The following is a 13,005-nucleotide window of genomic DNA, read 5'->3' on the forward strand; positions in this document are numbered from 1 at the left end:
CGGCAGGCCGGATCGGCCCACGGCAGCCGCACCGATACCGTGTCACGGCATCCCATTCCAACAGCAGGCTATAAGTCACCACAGTCAGGTTGTGCTGGTATGGATGCAATTGTTCTTGCCGGTGGCTACGCAACCCGAATGTGGCCGATCACGCGGAACCGACCGAAGATGCTGCTCCCGGTCGGCGACACCACGGTGATCGACAAAACGCTCGCCCAACTCGACGACAACGACGACGTCGAGGACGTCTACATCAGCACGAACGAGCGGTTCGCCGCCGACTTCGAGAACTACGTCGACGAGCAGGGCTACGAGAAACCCGNCCTCTCCGTCGAGGANACNANCGANGAGGACGAGAAGTTCGGNGTCGTCGGCGCGCTCGCCCAGCTCGTCGACCGCGAGGGGNTNGACGANGACCTGCTCNTCNTCGCCGGCGACAACNTNNTCGGCTTCGACATCGAGGACTTCGTCGAGTTCTTCGAGGAGAAACAGTCGCCCATCCTCGCCGCCTACGACGTGGGCGACCGCGAACGCGCGAAATCCTACGGACTCGTCGAACTCGACGGCGACGAGGTCGTTAACTTCCAGGAGAAACCCGACGAGCCGAACACGACGCTGGCCTCCATCGCGTGTTACGCCTTCCCGGCGGACGTGCTGCCGAAGTTCGATACCTACCTCGCCAACGACGAGAACCCCGACGAGCCCGGCTGGTTCCTCCAGTGGCTGCAGGACCGCCAGTCCGTCTACGCCTTCACCTTCGAGGACGTGTGGTTCGACATCGGCGAAGCCGCGGCCTACCTCGATGCAGTCGACTGGAAACTCGGCGGCGAGCCGAAAATCGCCGACAGCGCGACCGTCGAAAACAGCGATCTCAACGGCTCGACGCACGTCATGTCCGGCGCGACCGTCAAGAACGCGACGCTGACGGACACGCTCGTCTTCCCCGACGCCCACGTCGAGGACGCCGAGTTGACCGACACGGTCTTCGACGAGAAGGCAACCGTTGAGGGGATCGACCTCAGCGAGAGCCTGATCGGCTCCTACAGCGTCGTCAGCGACGAGTAAGTCGTCACCAACTTCTCCGATTTTTCCTGTTTGGGTAGCCGCTGGACCACACAGCGGCGCGAGCAGTCCCTGACGGCCAAACGAACTCCTTTTGATGACGGCTCTCGGAACGGGACGTATGGCTACTGACACAGCAACCGGGCTCTCCGATCACATGCGGGGAGTGACGGTCACGACCTCGGCCTGTCTGGCGGGGGTACTCGCTGCGGCCGTCTCGGCGTTCGTCGTCGGCACGACGGCCGAAGCGGCGAGCGGCTTCCAGCCGGTGTTGATTCTGGCGGCGGCGGTCTTCGCGCAGTTCCCGTTGCTCAGGCTCCTCGGCGTCGATGTCGCCGACTTCGGCATCAAGGACAACCTCTATCTCACGTTCATGACGTTCTGTCTGTGGTTTATTACGTACGCAGTCCTGCTCACGTCGGNGNNGANNCTGTAGATGGCCGACGACNNCATCGCGGTCGTNGACCTCGACCGCTGNCANCCCGACNGATGNAACTACGAGTGTNNGAACTNCTGCCCGCCGAACCGGACGGGCNAGGAGTGCATCATCACCCGCGAGGAACGCTTCGGCGACGACGATCGCTATGAGGGTGAGCCNGANCAGNTNNNCATCTCCGANGAGNTCTGTCTCGGCGAGACCTGCGGCATCTGCGTCGAGAAGTGTCCGTTCGACGCCATCGAGATCATCAATCTCCCTCAGGAGCTCGACGANNANCCGACCCACCGCTACGGNGACAACGCCTTCGNGCTNTACGGGCTGCCGGTGCCCTCACCGGGCAACGTGACCGGCATCCTCGGGCCCAACGGGATCGGGAAATCGACCGCGGTCAAAGCGTTGGCCGACGAACTCATCCCGAACCTCGGCGAGTACGGCAGCGACGCTACGTGGGAAGCCGTCCTCGACCGCTACCGCGGCTCCGAACTCCAGAACTACATCACGCGGTTGATGGACGAGGAGATCACTGTCGCGCGCAAACCACAGTACGTCGATCAGATTCCCAAACAGTTCGACGGCAACACCCGCGAACTACTTGAGCAGACTGACGAACGCGGTGTCCTCGACGAGCTTGTCGATCGCCTCTCGATTCGGCCGATCATGGACCAATCTATCGACTCGATCANNGGCGGNGANCTCCAGCGNGTCGCCNTNGCGGCGACGCTNGNGCGNGACGCCGACTTCTACTTCCTCGACGAGATCACGCCGTATCTCGACATCGGCCAGCGGGTCACCGCCGCGCGGCTCGTCCGCGAACTCGCCGAGGANNNNGAGGNNGANCGNTCGATGCTCGTCGTCGAACACGACCTNGCNNTNCTCGACCTNCTCGCGGACACGCTCCACGTCGCCTACGGTGAACCCGGCGTCTTCGGCGTGATGACCGACCCGAAATCCGTCCGCAACGGGATCAACGAATATCTCGAGGGATATCTCAACAACGAGAACATGCGCATCCGGCNGGAATCGATCACCTTCGAGGAACACGCCCCGCGGGAGACGACCCGCGGCACGCCGCTGGTCGAGTACCCCGAACTCAGCAAGTCCTACGGCGACGGCGAGTTCTCGCTTGAGGTGGATGCCGGCATGATCTACGAGGGCGAAGTGCTCGGCGTCGTCGGCCCCAACGGGATCGGGAAATCGACGCTCGCCAAACTGTTCGCCGGCTCCATCGAGCCCGACAAAGGCGACCTCGATTTCGACCTCGANATCTCCTACAANCCGCAGTANNTCGAGATCGACCAGCCGATGCGCGTCGACGCGTTCCTCTCCTCTATCACCGACGAGTTCGGCTCCTCCTACTGGAACACGGAAATCGCCCAACCCCTCCAGCTGGAGCNGNTNATGGAACAGCAGCTNACNGACCTCTCTGGAGGGGAACGCCAGCGCGTCGCCATCGCGGCCTGCCTCTCTGAGCCCGCCGATCTCTACGTGCTCGACGAGCCCTCGGCNCANCTNGACGTGGANCAGCGCGTNCNNGCNACNNNNGCNATCCGNCGCTACNCNGAGAACCACGACGCGACGGCGATGGTCATCGACCACGACATCTACATGATCGACCTGCTCGCCGACCGGCTACNGGTNTTCGACGGNNNGCCNGCCNAACACGGCCACGCCGNCNAGCCNNANGNGATGCGCGCCGGCATGAACGACTTCCTCGCGGACCTCGATATCACGTTCCGCCGCGACGAAGGCACGGGTCGCCCGCGGATCAACAAACCGGGCAGCCAGAAGGACAGCCAGCAGAAACGCGACGGCGAATACTACTACTCGGCGTAGTCGTTGCCGCGGGTGCCACGCCCTCAACCAACAACCGTTTTCCGTCCCCCGGTCGAACGCGGAGCTATGACAGACGACGAGGAATCCACGCCGGACGCCGAGGAACCGGAGGCAGCCGACAACGGTGACAGCGAGAGCGATGGCGAGGAGAAATCCTTCCGCGAGCGCGTCGAAGAGATCCGCGAGAAACGCGAGCAGGAACGCGAGGAAGGCGAGGGCGACGGCCGCCCGAGCCCCGAGGAGATGATGGGTGGCGGCGGCGCGCCCGGCGGCATGGGCGGCGGCGGTGGCAACCCCTTCGCGCAGATGATGAGCGGCATGATGGGCGGCGGCGGTGGCGGCCCCGGCGGCATGGGCGGCGGCCCACCCGGAATGGGCGGCGGCGAGGAGTCCGCCGGCAACGAACAGCTCGTCCGCGAGATCCGCCAGCTCCGCGACGAAGTGCGTGACGCCAACCGCGAACTCCGCCGGATCGCCGACGCGCTCGAAGACGACTAAGGCCCCGTCGGAATCGACGCACCACTCTTTTTTGCCCATCGCAACTCGGTCGGAACAGCTAACAGGCCGCCGGCCCGGAGATGACCCACATGGGAATCGCCGCCGAGCGGATCGACCGCCTGTTCGCGTTGGCGAAAGCGGCGGCCGCCGACGGCGAGTTCGACCGCTCCCGGGAGTACGTCCGGCTGGCCCGGCGGATCGCCGAGCGGAACCGCTGTGGCCTCCCCCGCAAATTCAAACGCTTCACCTGCCCGCGGTGTGATGTCGCGCTCCGGCCCGGTGTCAACGTACGCGTGCGGGTGCGCGACGGGCGGGTCGTGATGCGCTGTGACTGCGGCGCGACCAAGCGCTATCCATACGCGGAGGAAGCTGCCGAAAGCGACTGAAACCGTCGCCACTGACGGCGAACCAACCAATCATCTGACATTTGGCTGACGACGAGTGAGCTACAATTATTAGCCAGTAGGAAAAACGATGAGGAAATGCCAGCACCGCACGTGCTTCTTGTGGAAGACAGCTCTTTCATGGCGACGCGCGTCGCCGAAACGCTGGAGGACATCCACAATTTCTACGTGACCACTGTCGCTACGGCCGACGAGGTGGAAAACGCCCTCGACGAGTACGACGACATCGAGTGTATCGTCTCGAACTACGAACTCCCGGATACGAACGGTGTCAAACTCGCCGCGAGAATCAACGGCGGCTCCACCGAGCCCGACGTCCCGATCATCATCCTCACCGGCAAGGCACTCGAACCGATCGCCAACGATGCGATCCGGGCCGGCGTCACCGAATTCGTCTACAAGGGCGATCACGCGACCGGCGAAATGGACGTACTGGCCAACCGGATCGACACCGTCATTCGCGCGTACGGCGACCGCTGATTTCTGCCCGTTACGCCAGCTTTCTGTCTCCGCTATCCCGCCCAATACCCATCGAACCCGTAGGCTTTTGACGCGCCCGACCCGAACTGCAGCCAATGAAGGAGTCACTGATGGACATTATTTGCTGTCCGATGGACAAACACGATCTCGATCTCGAGGTCGAAACGAAAGACGACGAGGAGATTATCGAGGGCAGCCTCACCTGCAGCGAGTGCGGCGAGGTCTACCCCATCGAGGACGGCATTCCGAACCTCCTGCCGCCGGATATGCGCGACGAAGCGGCGGCCTAAGCGGCTGTTCGGCCTGTAGTTTTTTCTCCCTCGGCTCCGAGCGTTAGGTGTGCCTCGCCTGACAGTGGATCTCAACGAGGACGGCCTCCACTCGATAGCCGCGCCCTCGACGTTCGAGACCGGCGGCCCCTTCGAGATCGAGTTGGACAACCACGACGAGGCCGTTCACGTCCATCTCAACCTCGACGACACGCTATCCACTGTCGCCCATATCCGCGCGAACAACCATTACGTCGAACCCAACCGCAGCCGGTCGGTGACCGTCGATGTCGAACCCAGAGGGACCGATATCTCTGGCCGCCTCAAGATCGCCACCGGCTACGGCTCGGAAGTCGTCTACACCACGGTCACGGTCACGCCGCCGGACGAAGAACCCCACCGGGTCGACGTCGACGAGTCGCTGTCGGTGCCGGCAACCCCCGAACCCGAGGAGCCAAGCCTTGCCGAACTACTGGCCGACAACGGGATGCTCCCCGGCGAGGCGGGGCCGGTCATCGTCATCGGGCTCGTCGCCATCGCGCTGTCGGCCGTCGCGGCGGCGACCATCGAGAGTCCGGCAGTCCTCGCCGGCTCGCTGATCGTTCTCGTCGGCGTCGCTGTCGCTGTGGCGATTTCAATACGACCATAGCTGGGTCGGACTTCGGCCGCCGATCAGTGATCGTCGCCGCCGTCGTCGGGATCGTGGCCGTCAGGATGGGTCGGCGTGCCCGAGAGGTTCCCCTCGTCGTCGAATCGCTTCTCACGGAGGTACCGGACCCGCCACCGGTTGGCTCCGTTCCCGATATCGGCCTCTCGAATCTCGTCTATTTCGTCGTCCGCAACGGAATCGATGATTGCTTCCAGCTGGTCCTTCTCGCTCGGCGTCAACTCGAACTCGTAGGTTTGGGTGTCTTCGCGTTCCAGTTTGGCCCATTCACGACCCGCAGCGACGACCATCGAACACGGTTCGCGGCACGGGAAGACGCCGTCGCCGCCGTCGGCATCGAGTGGTTCGTCCTCCGAAAGCTGCCATTCGCGGCGTTTGAGACACTGCGAGTCGTCACAACACGCCGCAGCCGCCCACTCGACGGCCTCGTCCGGCAGGACCGTAATGAGATTGTAGATGCCGCTCTGCCGGTCTTGTTCGTCTCGCCAGTGGTCGATGTCGAGTTCGCCGCGCTGTTCGCGGTGCCAGTTGACGACCGTTGCCGGATAGAACGCCTCGACTGCCTCGTATACTTCGTCGGCAGCGAGATCAGGGAAAATCCAGCCAGAGTCGAGCGATGGCGCGGTCCGCAACGGGCGGTAGCGACCGTCCGCATCGAGCGTCCCGATATCGCGGGCGTCGAACGGATCCGTGTGAGTTGTCAGCGCGTCGGCGTCAACGTCGCTGTCGTCGATGTGGCGAACCTCGTAGTGGCGAGTACCGTCGTCTGCCAGTGTCGTGGTGATGCTGAGTTGCCCCCACTCGCGGGCAATTCCGGATTCGAGCGCGTCGTAGCGGTCCGGAACCGAGTGGTCGTCAGCCAGTTCGAGCCACCGACAGAACGCCTGCTTGACCTCACTGCCGACCGCCTGCGTATAGAAATACCAGTTCGTAATATACGCTGCCTGCTCGGCAGCGACCGTATCGAGTGCATCGGCATCGACAGTTGCATGTCGGTCAGGCGTCTCGATGTGATAGGTCTCCTCGTCGGCGTCGTATTCGGCAGCCAGCCCATCGTACTCGATTGCTCCCTCCGCAAGCGTCTCGCTGAACGCTGCCAGTTGCGTCTCCGAAAGCGCGGGTTCGACAACCGACATCTAATCGCCCGCCACCAGTGTCGTTGGTTTGGTCTGCTGGCGCACCCGTTCTATCGCATCACCGATATCGGCACCGGCGTCGGCAGCGCGTTCGAGAATCACATCGGCGGTCAGTTCCTCAGTGCCGACCGCACCGCCGTACCAGATTCTGTGGCCGTCAACCTCGGCAGGAACATCGTACCCAGTCCGGTAATCATCAGTCAAGCCCATGTCTTCGGGAATGTCTTCCTGCGTGTGGAAGCCGTCAGCGATGAACAGTGGGACGACGATGATATCCTCGCTATCGAAGTGCTCAGTGACGTCGTCGACTTCCGGCTCTTCGTCCATATACAGTGCTTTGACCTCGTCGAACCGGCCGGTCTCACGGACGCGCTCGGTGTGATACTCGATCGCTTTGGCACTCTTTTCGTTGCGCTCGGTTCCGTGGCCGACGACGGCGAACCCAAAGCCATCGCCGACTGACGGATCGCCGGTGACTGATTCCGCGCGACGAATGAGCACATCCGTCATCGCTTCATGCGTGCCGACGGGGCCGCAGTAGTGAACCTCTTTGTCGATGTCGCTGGCGACGAGCGTAGCGGTATCCGCCGAAATTCCCTCGGAATCCCACAGGTCCGGATCCCACCCTTCCAACCGGAGTTCACGGGGGATGACCCGTTCGGTGAAATAGCCTTCACTGATGAACAGCGGGACGACGTAGATGTCGTCGCCGCGAGCCGTGCGAAGCACCTCACGAAGCGAGGGTTCCTCCTTCCAGAACCCGGTTCGGACCTCGTCGAAGGCACCCGTTTTGCGGATCGTATCGGCGTGGGTGTGTGTCGGCGTCGCAGAATCGGGGTTGAGATGGGAGCCGTGGGCGACGATTACCAGCGATTGCATACTACAGCCAACGAATGGAACGGCCTTAGGGACTTCGGGTAGCCTCGGCGACCACTACAAACAGCAATCGACACGGTAGCTATCAAGAACGATAGTCGCTGAGACGATAGCGGATTCCGCATATCGATTCTGCATGCTGGTTTCGCCTCTCAGAAAGTGTTTTTGAAACATACTATAATCACAATCGATAATTCAGACAGAGCTTTTATTACCATCTCCCAACATTTCCGATGTAACGCCCGACCCTTACTGGGTTGCGGGCGGGAGCAAAAAACCATGTTCAACACTGAAAACCGAGGTCAGGTTGGTATCGGGACGCTCATCGTGTTCATCGCGATGGTGCTCGTCGCCGCGATCGCCGCGGGCGTGCTGATCAACACCGCAGGCCTCTTGCAAGCACAAGCACAGTCAACCGGTGAAGAAACAACCGCGGAAGTCAGTGATGTTGTTGTGATCGGTGAGATAGTCGGCAATGACACAACCGATAACAGTGAGCTGGATCAAATAAACGCGACACTTCGACTAGCATCTGGTGCCTCAGCAGTGAACCTGAGTGAAACGTCATACACACTTGAGACGAACGGCAATGCCACTGTGATTACTGGTTATGCTGAAGATACCGACAGTATCGTCGCGTACACGCCAGTGCAAGGCGACTTCGAAAGCAACGTCAATCCGATCTTAGCCGAACAGGGAGACCGAGTCGAAGTCGGTTTCGATTTGGATAGCAGTGACGATCTAAACCAACTCGATGAATCGACACGAATGACGATTGTGCTGAACTCACCAGCCGGCGGGAGTTCGTACAAATCCGTTCAGGCACCGCGTAACATCGACGAAGGCGAATCCTACATCCTCTAAGCCCACTACGTTATACCGTTTTTATTTTGCACTGGTCAGGCAGTATCTCACCGGCAATAGTGTGCACACGACGCTCACTGTTGCTTATTTTTTATTAACATCCACGAGTGCGTAATTTGTCGTTACTTTTAACACTTTAGCCTGACTACTAACAGATACAAGTCTGGACTCCAGCTAGTGAGTCACAGACAGGAGCAAACCATGTTCAACACTGAAAATCGAGGTCAGGTGGGTATCGGGACGCTCATCGTGTTCATCGCGATGGTGCTCGTCGCCGCGATCGCCGCGGGCGTGCTGATCAACACCGCAGGCCTCCTCCAAGCACAAGCACAGTCAACCGGTGAAGAAACAACGCAAGAAGTCAGCGACCTCGTTGTGATCGGCGAGGTAATCGGCAATGACACCGGTACTGACTCAAAACTCGATCAACTGAACGCAACGCTGCGTCTCGCATCCGGTGCTGAGGCAGTCAATCTAAGCGAAACGTCATACACACTCGAAACGAACGGCAACGCCACTGTGATTAGCGGCGATGCTGAGGGATCGAATGTTGTGGCGTACACACCGATCCAAGGAGAATACGAGAGCAATGTCAATCCGATTATGGCAGAACAGGGAGATCGGGTTGAAGTCGGCTTCGATCTGGCCACCGAAGATGATCTCAACGTACTCGAAGAGTCGACTCGAGTACAGATTGTTGTACAAGCACCGGCCGGCGGAAGCTCATACAAATCCGTTCAAGCACCACGTAACATCGACGAAGGCGAATCCTATATCCTCTAATCGTCCGGCCTCGCTTCCTCGCTAATTTCAGTGTTGGGCTGGCGTTTTGTTTGAGTATTTTCAACCGCAGACCAACCGCGTTTTCTTTGGTGGCAACAAGATTAATATCGATTCGATAGAACAGGGTCTATATGGATCGACGACAACTGTTGGTTGCTACTGGAACGCTCGCTTCAGTCGGCCTTGCTGGGTGTGCTGGTCTCGGCGGCTCCGACGACGGCCCAGACCAGCCGTACGTTGCGGATTCGACCGTCGCTGACCAAGCGGGGCTGATCGTCAACGTCGCCGTCGTGAATCCTACTGACAGTCCTGTCGAGATCGAAGTCTGGGCACGGCTTCTCGACAACGATGGTAACGAACTCGACAGAGGCTCCGTTACTGCAACCATCGACGCGGGCGACAACGCAACACTTCCGGTGACGTTCAACCCCTCCGGATACGTATCCTCCGCTGTCGAATCCCACGAAGTCGATCTGATACGTCCCGGTGGCGAACCCTCGTTCTCGAACTCCGAGTCCTCGTAGGGACAACACTCTTTATCGAGACGGCAGAACGCAGTGGTATGGGCTCCGACGACGCCGATGACCAGCCGCAAGAGCAGGGAATACTCGGTCCCGACGAGCTCGATATTACCGACCACCCGAAGGTCGAGTCGATTGACGAGGGTCGGTACGTCGTCTCGGCGGATGGTCCGGATGTCGATCCCGACGAGCAGCTCGAAGACCCTGGCTTCGACGACGATGCTGCCGAGCTGCCGTCGGGGCAATCGGCGTCGTCCCCAGCAGAGCCACAGAGTACGGAGGAACCACCGACAGCCGAGCAGTCAGCATCGACGCAGCCCCCAACCGAATCCGGTGACGAAGACGACGAGGAACCCGAGGAGTCAGCGACCTCGACGGAGGAAGAAGCCGAATCGAAAGAGAAGACGCCTCCTTCCGGTTCGGGTGGCGGGTCCGAAACCCAATCACCGCCGCCAACGACCGACGAAAGCAAAGAGTCGGCCGAGCCGCCGGCCGTCGAGTTGACTCAACAGACGGTCAGCCAGTTCCTCGCGGAGTCGCTGGCCAAGACGGAGGAGTCCTACGGGTTCGACGCGACGGTCAACATCGAGGGCGATGTGAAACGCGGCCGGATGAGCTCCGACGATATCGCCGAAACGTTAGAGGGCCTGCTGCGCTGGTACGCCAAACAGACCACCGACGAGGTCGAACCTGAAGCGGCCCTTGGCATCATCCTCGCGGGCAGCAGTCTCGAAGTCGAATACCCTGTCCAAAGCGTCTACACGATGTTGAAACAGTACGGTCTCCAGCCGGACGATTCGATCAGCGAGCTGTTGACGGCGGTGCGCAAGGAGGGGTCGTTCACGATTCCCCCCTCGAAAAACAAGTAGTCCAGCCGAACCGGCAGGAACGGCGAAATTATTCTCAGGTGTGATACCTATAGGGGAGTGTTTAATAGACTTCGCACGTCCTACAGGCATATATGGCAAAGCGTGTGATGATCGCCGACGACTCGGAGTTCATGCGGAACCTGCTCCGAGAGATACTGGAAGACGACTTCGAGATCGTTGGGGAAGCCGAAAACGGCGTCGAGGCAGTAAACCTCTACGAGGAGGAGGAGCCCGACATCGCCATGATGGACATCGTCATGCCGATCCGGAGTGGGATCGAGGCGACAAACGAGATCACGAACAACTACCCGGACGCCAAGGTGATCATGTGTACCAGCGTTGGCCAGGAGGAGAAGATGAAACAGGCGATCAAGGCCGGTGCGTCGGGGTACATCACCAAACCGTTCCAGAAACCGAACGTTCTCAACGAGATCAACGACGTCATCCCAGCCTAACATGAAAGTCGATATCCGCGAGCTGGGGCAGTTCAACCACCTCGCCTCGCAGGGTGCCGAGCGGGCCGCGGAGTCGCTCTCACAGCTCGCGGGCGTGGAGATGGATGTCGACGTGACCGACGTGAGTCTCGTCACCGAGACCGTGCTCGCCGAGACCTTCGCGGATCGGTCGTTCGTCGGCGTCGAACTCGGGCTCGAAGGGGGGCTTGAGGGGGAAACCGTCCTTGCCTTCGAGCGGGAGCGCGCACTGAAACTCCAGGATCTCCTGATGGATGCCGCCATCGACACCGATTCGGACTCCGAGAGCACGCTGGCGAAAAGCAGCGTCACCGAGCTCGGCAACATCATGATCGGCGGCTTCATCGACGGCTGGGCGAGCCACCTCGGGACGGCGATCAACATGACGCCGCCGCGGTACACTGAGGCCAACGGCCCCCGAATCCTCCCGGATCAGGCCATCGAGGCGGCGAAGAAACACGGGGTCTTCCTCTTCGAGAGCAAGCTCCGGGGGATGGACGTGGATCTGGACTTCTCGCTGTATATGCTGCCGGAATACCGGCAGTTCGTCCAGCTGTTATCGGGCAACGAGAGCAGCAACCAGATCCCGGTCAACCGCCTGAGTACGTTCGAGGAGCTGGCCAAGGAGGGCGCGGGCAACGCCGCCGGCCAGATCGGGATGATGACCGGCCTCGACACCAGCGTCGACGTGAGCCGGCTGCGGTTCGTCCCGCTGTCGGGCGTGCCGAAACAGGTCGGCAACGACCAGTTCGTCGGCGTCGTCTTCGAACTCACGGGCTTGCCGAGCGGCTACCTCGTCGTGCTGTTCGACGAAGCCTCGGCGAAGACGGTTGCGAGTTCGATGATGCCGGGTGGCTCCGAGGAGGATGGTATCGGGACGATGACCGAGGGGGCGATCAAGGAACTGGGCAACATCATGACGAGTGGGTTCATCGACGGCTGGGCGAACGTGCTCCAGACGAGTATCGAGCACTCCCCGCCGAACTTCGTCCACGACATGGGCGAGTCGATCATGAGCCCCGTCGTCGGCAAACTCGGGCAACAGCAGGATTACGCCTTCGTCATCGATTCGGCGATCGAGATCGACGGCCAAGAGGGGCAGTGTGACATCTACGCGCTGCCGGACGAACGCGAGTTGGCCCGGGCACTGTCGGCCCTTCCCGCCCAGACTGAGTAGGGGTTACCTACCCCTGAGTATCGGAGGATCGACTGACTGCTGTCAGAGGATGGACACGTGACCACAAACCGGAGTTCGGATCAGGGACCGACCCGACGGAAAGTCGGCATCGCGGAGTACGTGGTAGTCACCGGCGGGACGAAACTGGTCACCAGCGGGGTCGGCTCCTGTCTCGGAATCGTCCTCCACGACGGGTACAACAACGTTTCCGGGCTTATTCACGTCATGCTACCGACCGCCGAGGAGAGCCGCGATACGAACCAGGCCAAGTTCGTCGACTCCGGTGTCCCGATGTTGATCGAGGCGATGGAGGAGGCGGGGGCGAGTCGCCGGCGACTCCGGGCGTGGGTCGTCGGCGGCAGCGAGATGCTGAGTTTTTCGTCGGATGGTGACAGCATCGGCAAGCGGAACATCGCGGCAGCAAAACACGTCCTCTCGGAGCTTCGGATCGATGTCGCCGGGACCGATGTCGGCGGCAACCATGGTCGGTCGATGACGTTTGACCCTGTCACCGAAACGGTGACCATCCAGACGGCCGACGACACGACCCAAACGATCTGATAATCGGCCGACAACGTCCGCCATCCGTCAGACATACCAGCTCATACTGGTATCAGTACTGAAACTTAGAGGGGTGGTTTGAAGTAGACGCAC

17 protein-coding genes are annotated in these 13,005 nt (G+C 60.9%); 15 read left to right on the forward strand and 2 right to left on the reverse strand.

What is annotated here, in order from left to right; genetic code table 11:
• The first annotated feature begins 99 nt into the window (after positions 1–99).
• The 8 genes from EGH24_RS07615 (at position 100) to EGH24_RS07650 (ending at position 5,634) form a co-directional block, all read left to right on the forward strand.
• A complete protein-coding gene (locus EGH24_RS07615) occupies positions 100–1,065 on the forward strand; it encodes a nucleotidyltransferase family protein (RefSeq protein WP_142979572.1) in 966 nt (321 codons plus the stop codon).
• A 118-nt stretch (positions 1,066–1,183) separates the two neighbouring features.
• Positions 1,184–1,498 carry an EMC6-like membrane protein gene (locus EGH24_RS07620; RefSeq protein WP_142979573.1) on the forward strand — a complete coding sequence of 105 codons (315 nt, stop codon included), beginning with the start codon at positions 1,184–1,186 and terminating at the stop codon, positions 1,496–1,498.
• A complete protein-coding gene (locus EGH24_RS07625; protein ID WP_142979574.1) occupies positions 1,499–3,334 on the forward strand; it encodes a ribosome biogenesis/translation initiation ATPase RLI in 1,836 nt (611 codons plus the stop codon).
• Between the two features lie 66 nt (positions 3,335–3,400).
• Positions 3,401–3,832, forward strand: coding sequence for a hypothetical protein (locus EGH24_RS07630; protein WP_142979575.1), 432 nt, complete (start codon positions 3,401–3,403; stop codon positions 3,830–3,832).
• Positions 3,833–3,921: 89 nt separating this feature from the next.
• A complete protein-coding gene (locus EGH24_RS07635) occupies positions 3,922–4,218 on the forward strand; it encodes a ribonuclease P protein component 4 (protein ID WP_142979576.1) in 297 nt (98 codons plus the stop codon).
• A gap of 96 nt (positions 4,219–4,314) precedes the next feature.
• On the forward strand, positions 4,315–4,716 hold the full coding sequence (locus EGH24_RS07640) for a response regulator (protein ID WP_142979577.1): 402 nt from the start codon (positions 4,315–4,317) through the stop codon (positions 4,714–4,716).
• Between the two features lie 95 nt (positions 4,717–4,811).
• Positions 4,812–5,006 (forward strand): methytransferase partner Trm112, encoded by a 195-nt coding sequence (locus EGH24_RS07645; RefSeq protein ID WP_142979578.1) that lies wholly within the window; start codon positions 4,812–4,814, stop codon positions 5,004–5,006.
• 49 nt (positions 5,007–5,055) lie between these two features.
• Positions 5,056–5,634, forward strand: a complete 579-nt coding sequence (locus tag EGH24_RS07650) for a DUF7524 family protein (protein ID WP_142979579.1) — start codon at positions 5,056–5,058, stop codon at positions 5,632–5,634.
• 23 nt (positions 5,635–5,657) lie between these two features.
• On the opposite strand, the gene EGH24_RS07655 is transcribed toward EGH24_RS07650, so the two are convergent.
• Both EGH24_RS07655 and EGH24_RS07660 read right to left on the reverse strand, forming a co-directional pair.
• Positions 5,658–6,788: a DR2241 family protein gene (locus EGH24_RS07655; RefSeq protein ID WP_185903273.1), complete on the reverse strand. Its 1,131-nt coding sequence runs from the start codon at positions 6,786–6,788 to the stop codon at positions 5,658–5,660.
• On the reverse strand, positions 6,789–7,667 hold the full coding sequence (locus EGH24_RS07660; protein ID WP_142979580.1) for a CbiX/SirB N-terminal domain-containing protein: 879 nt from the start codon (positions 7,665–7,667) through the stop codon (positions 6,789–6,791). It lies immediately after the preceding gene.
• Between the two features lie 276 nt (positions 7,668–7,943).
• Between EGH24_RS07660 and EGH24_RS07665 the strand changes: the two genes are divergently transcribed.
• The 7 genes from EGH24_RS07665 (at position 7,944) to EGH24_RS07695 (ending at position 12,912) form a co-directional block, all read left to right on the forward strand.
• Entirely contained in the window at positions 7,944–8,528 is a 585-nt protein-coding gene (locus EGH24_RS07665; protein ID WP_142979581.1) for an archaellin/type IV pilin N-terminal domain-containing protein, read from the forward strand.
• 201 nt (positions 8,529–8,729) lie between these two features.
• On the forward strand, positions 8,730–9,311 hold the full coding sequence (locus EGH24_RS07670) for an archaellin/type IV pilin N-terminal domain-containing protein (RefSeq protein WP_142979915.1): 582 nt from the start codon (positions 8,730–8,732) through the stop codon (positions 9,309–9,311).
• Between the two features lie 131 nt (positions 9,312–9,442).
• The gene (locus EGH24_RS07675) at positions 9,443–9,835 is read left to right on the forward strand and encodes a hypothetical protein (RefSeq protein WP_142979582.1); all 393 of its coding nucleotides are present in this window, start codon (positions 9,443–9,445) and stop codon (positions 9,833–9,835) included.
• 38 nt (positions 9,836–9,873) lie between these two features.
• The gene (locus EGH24_RS07680) at positions 9,874–10,701 is read left to right on the forward strand and encodes a DUF7500 family protein (protein ID WP_142979583.1); all 828 of its coding nucleotides are present in this window, start codon (positions 9,874–9,876) and stop codon (positions 10,699–10,701) included.
• Between the two features lie 92 nt (positions 10,702–10,793).
• On the forward strand, positions 10,794–11,156 hold the full coding sequence (cheY, locus tag EGH24_RS07685) for a chemotaxis protein CheY (protein ID WP_142979584.1): 363 nt from the start codon (positions 10,794–10,796) through the stop codon (positions 11,154–11,156).
• A 1-nt stretch (position 11,157) separates the two neighbouring features.
• The gene (locus tag EGH24_RS07690) at positions 11,158–12,351 is read left to right on the forward strand and encodes a chemotaxis protein CheC (protein ID WP_142979585.1); all 1,194 of its coding nucleotides are present in this window, start codon (positions 11,158–11,160) and stop codon (positions 12,349–12,351) included.
• A gap of 57 nt (positions 12,352–12,408) precedes the next feature.
• A complete protein-coding gene (locus EGH24_RS07695; protein ID WP_142979586.1) occupies positions 12,409–12,912 on the forward strand; it encodes a chemotaxis protein CheD in 504 nt (167 codons plus the stop codon).
• The last annotated feature ends 93 nt before the right edge of the window (positions 12,913–13,005 follow it).

Origin of the sequence: Halonotius terrestris, assembly GCF_006861665.1 — an archaeon.
GTDB lineage: Archaea > Halobacteriota > Halobacteria > Halobacteriales > Haloferacaceae > Halonotius > Halonotius terrestris.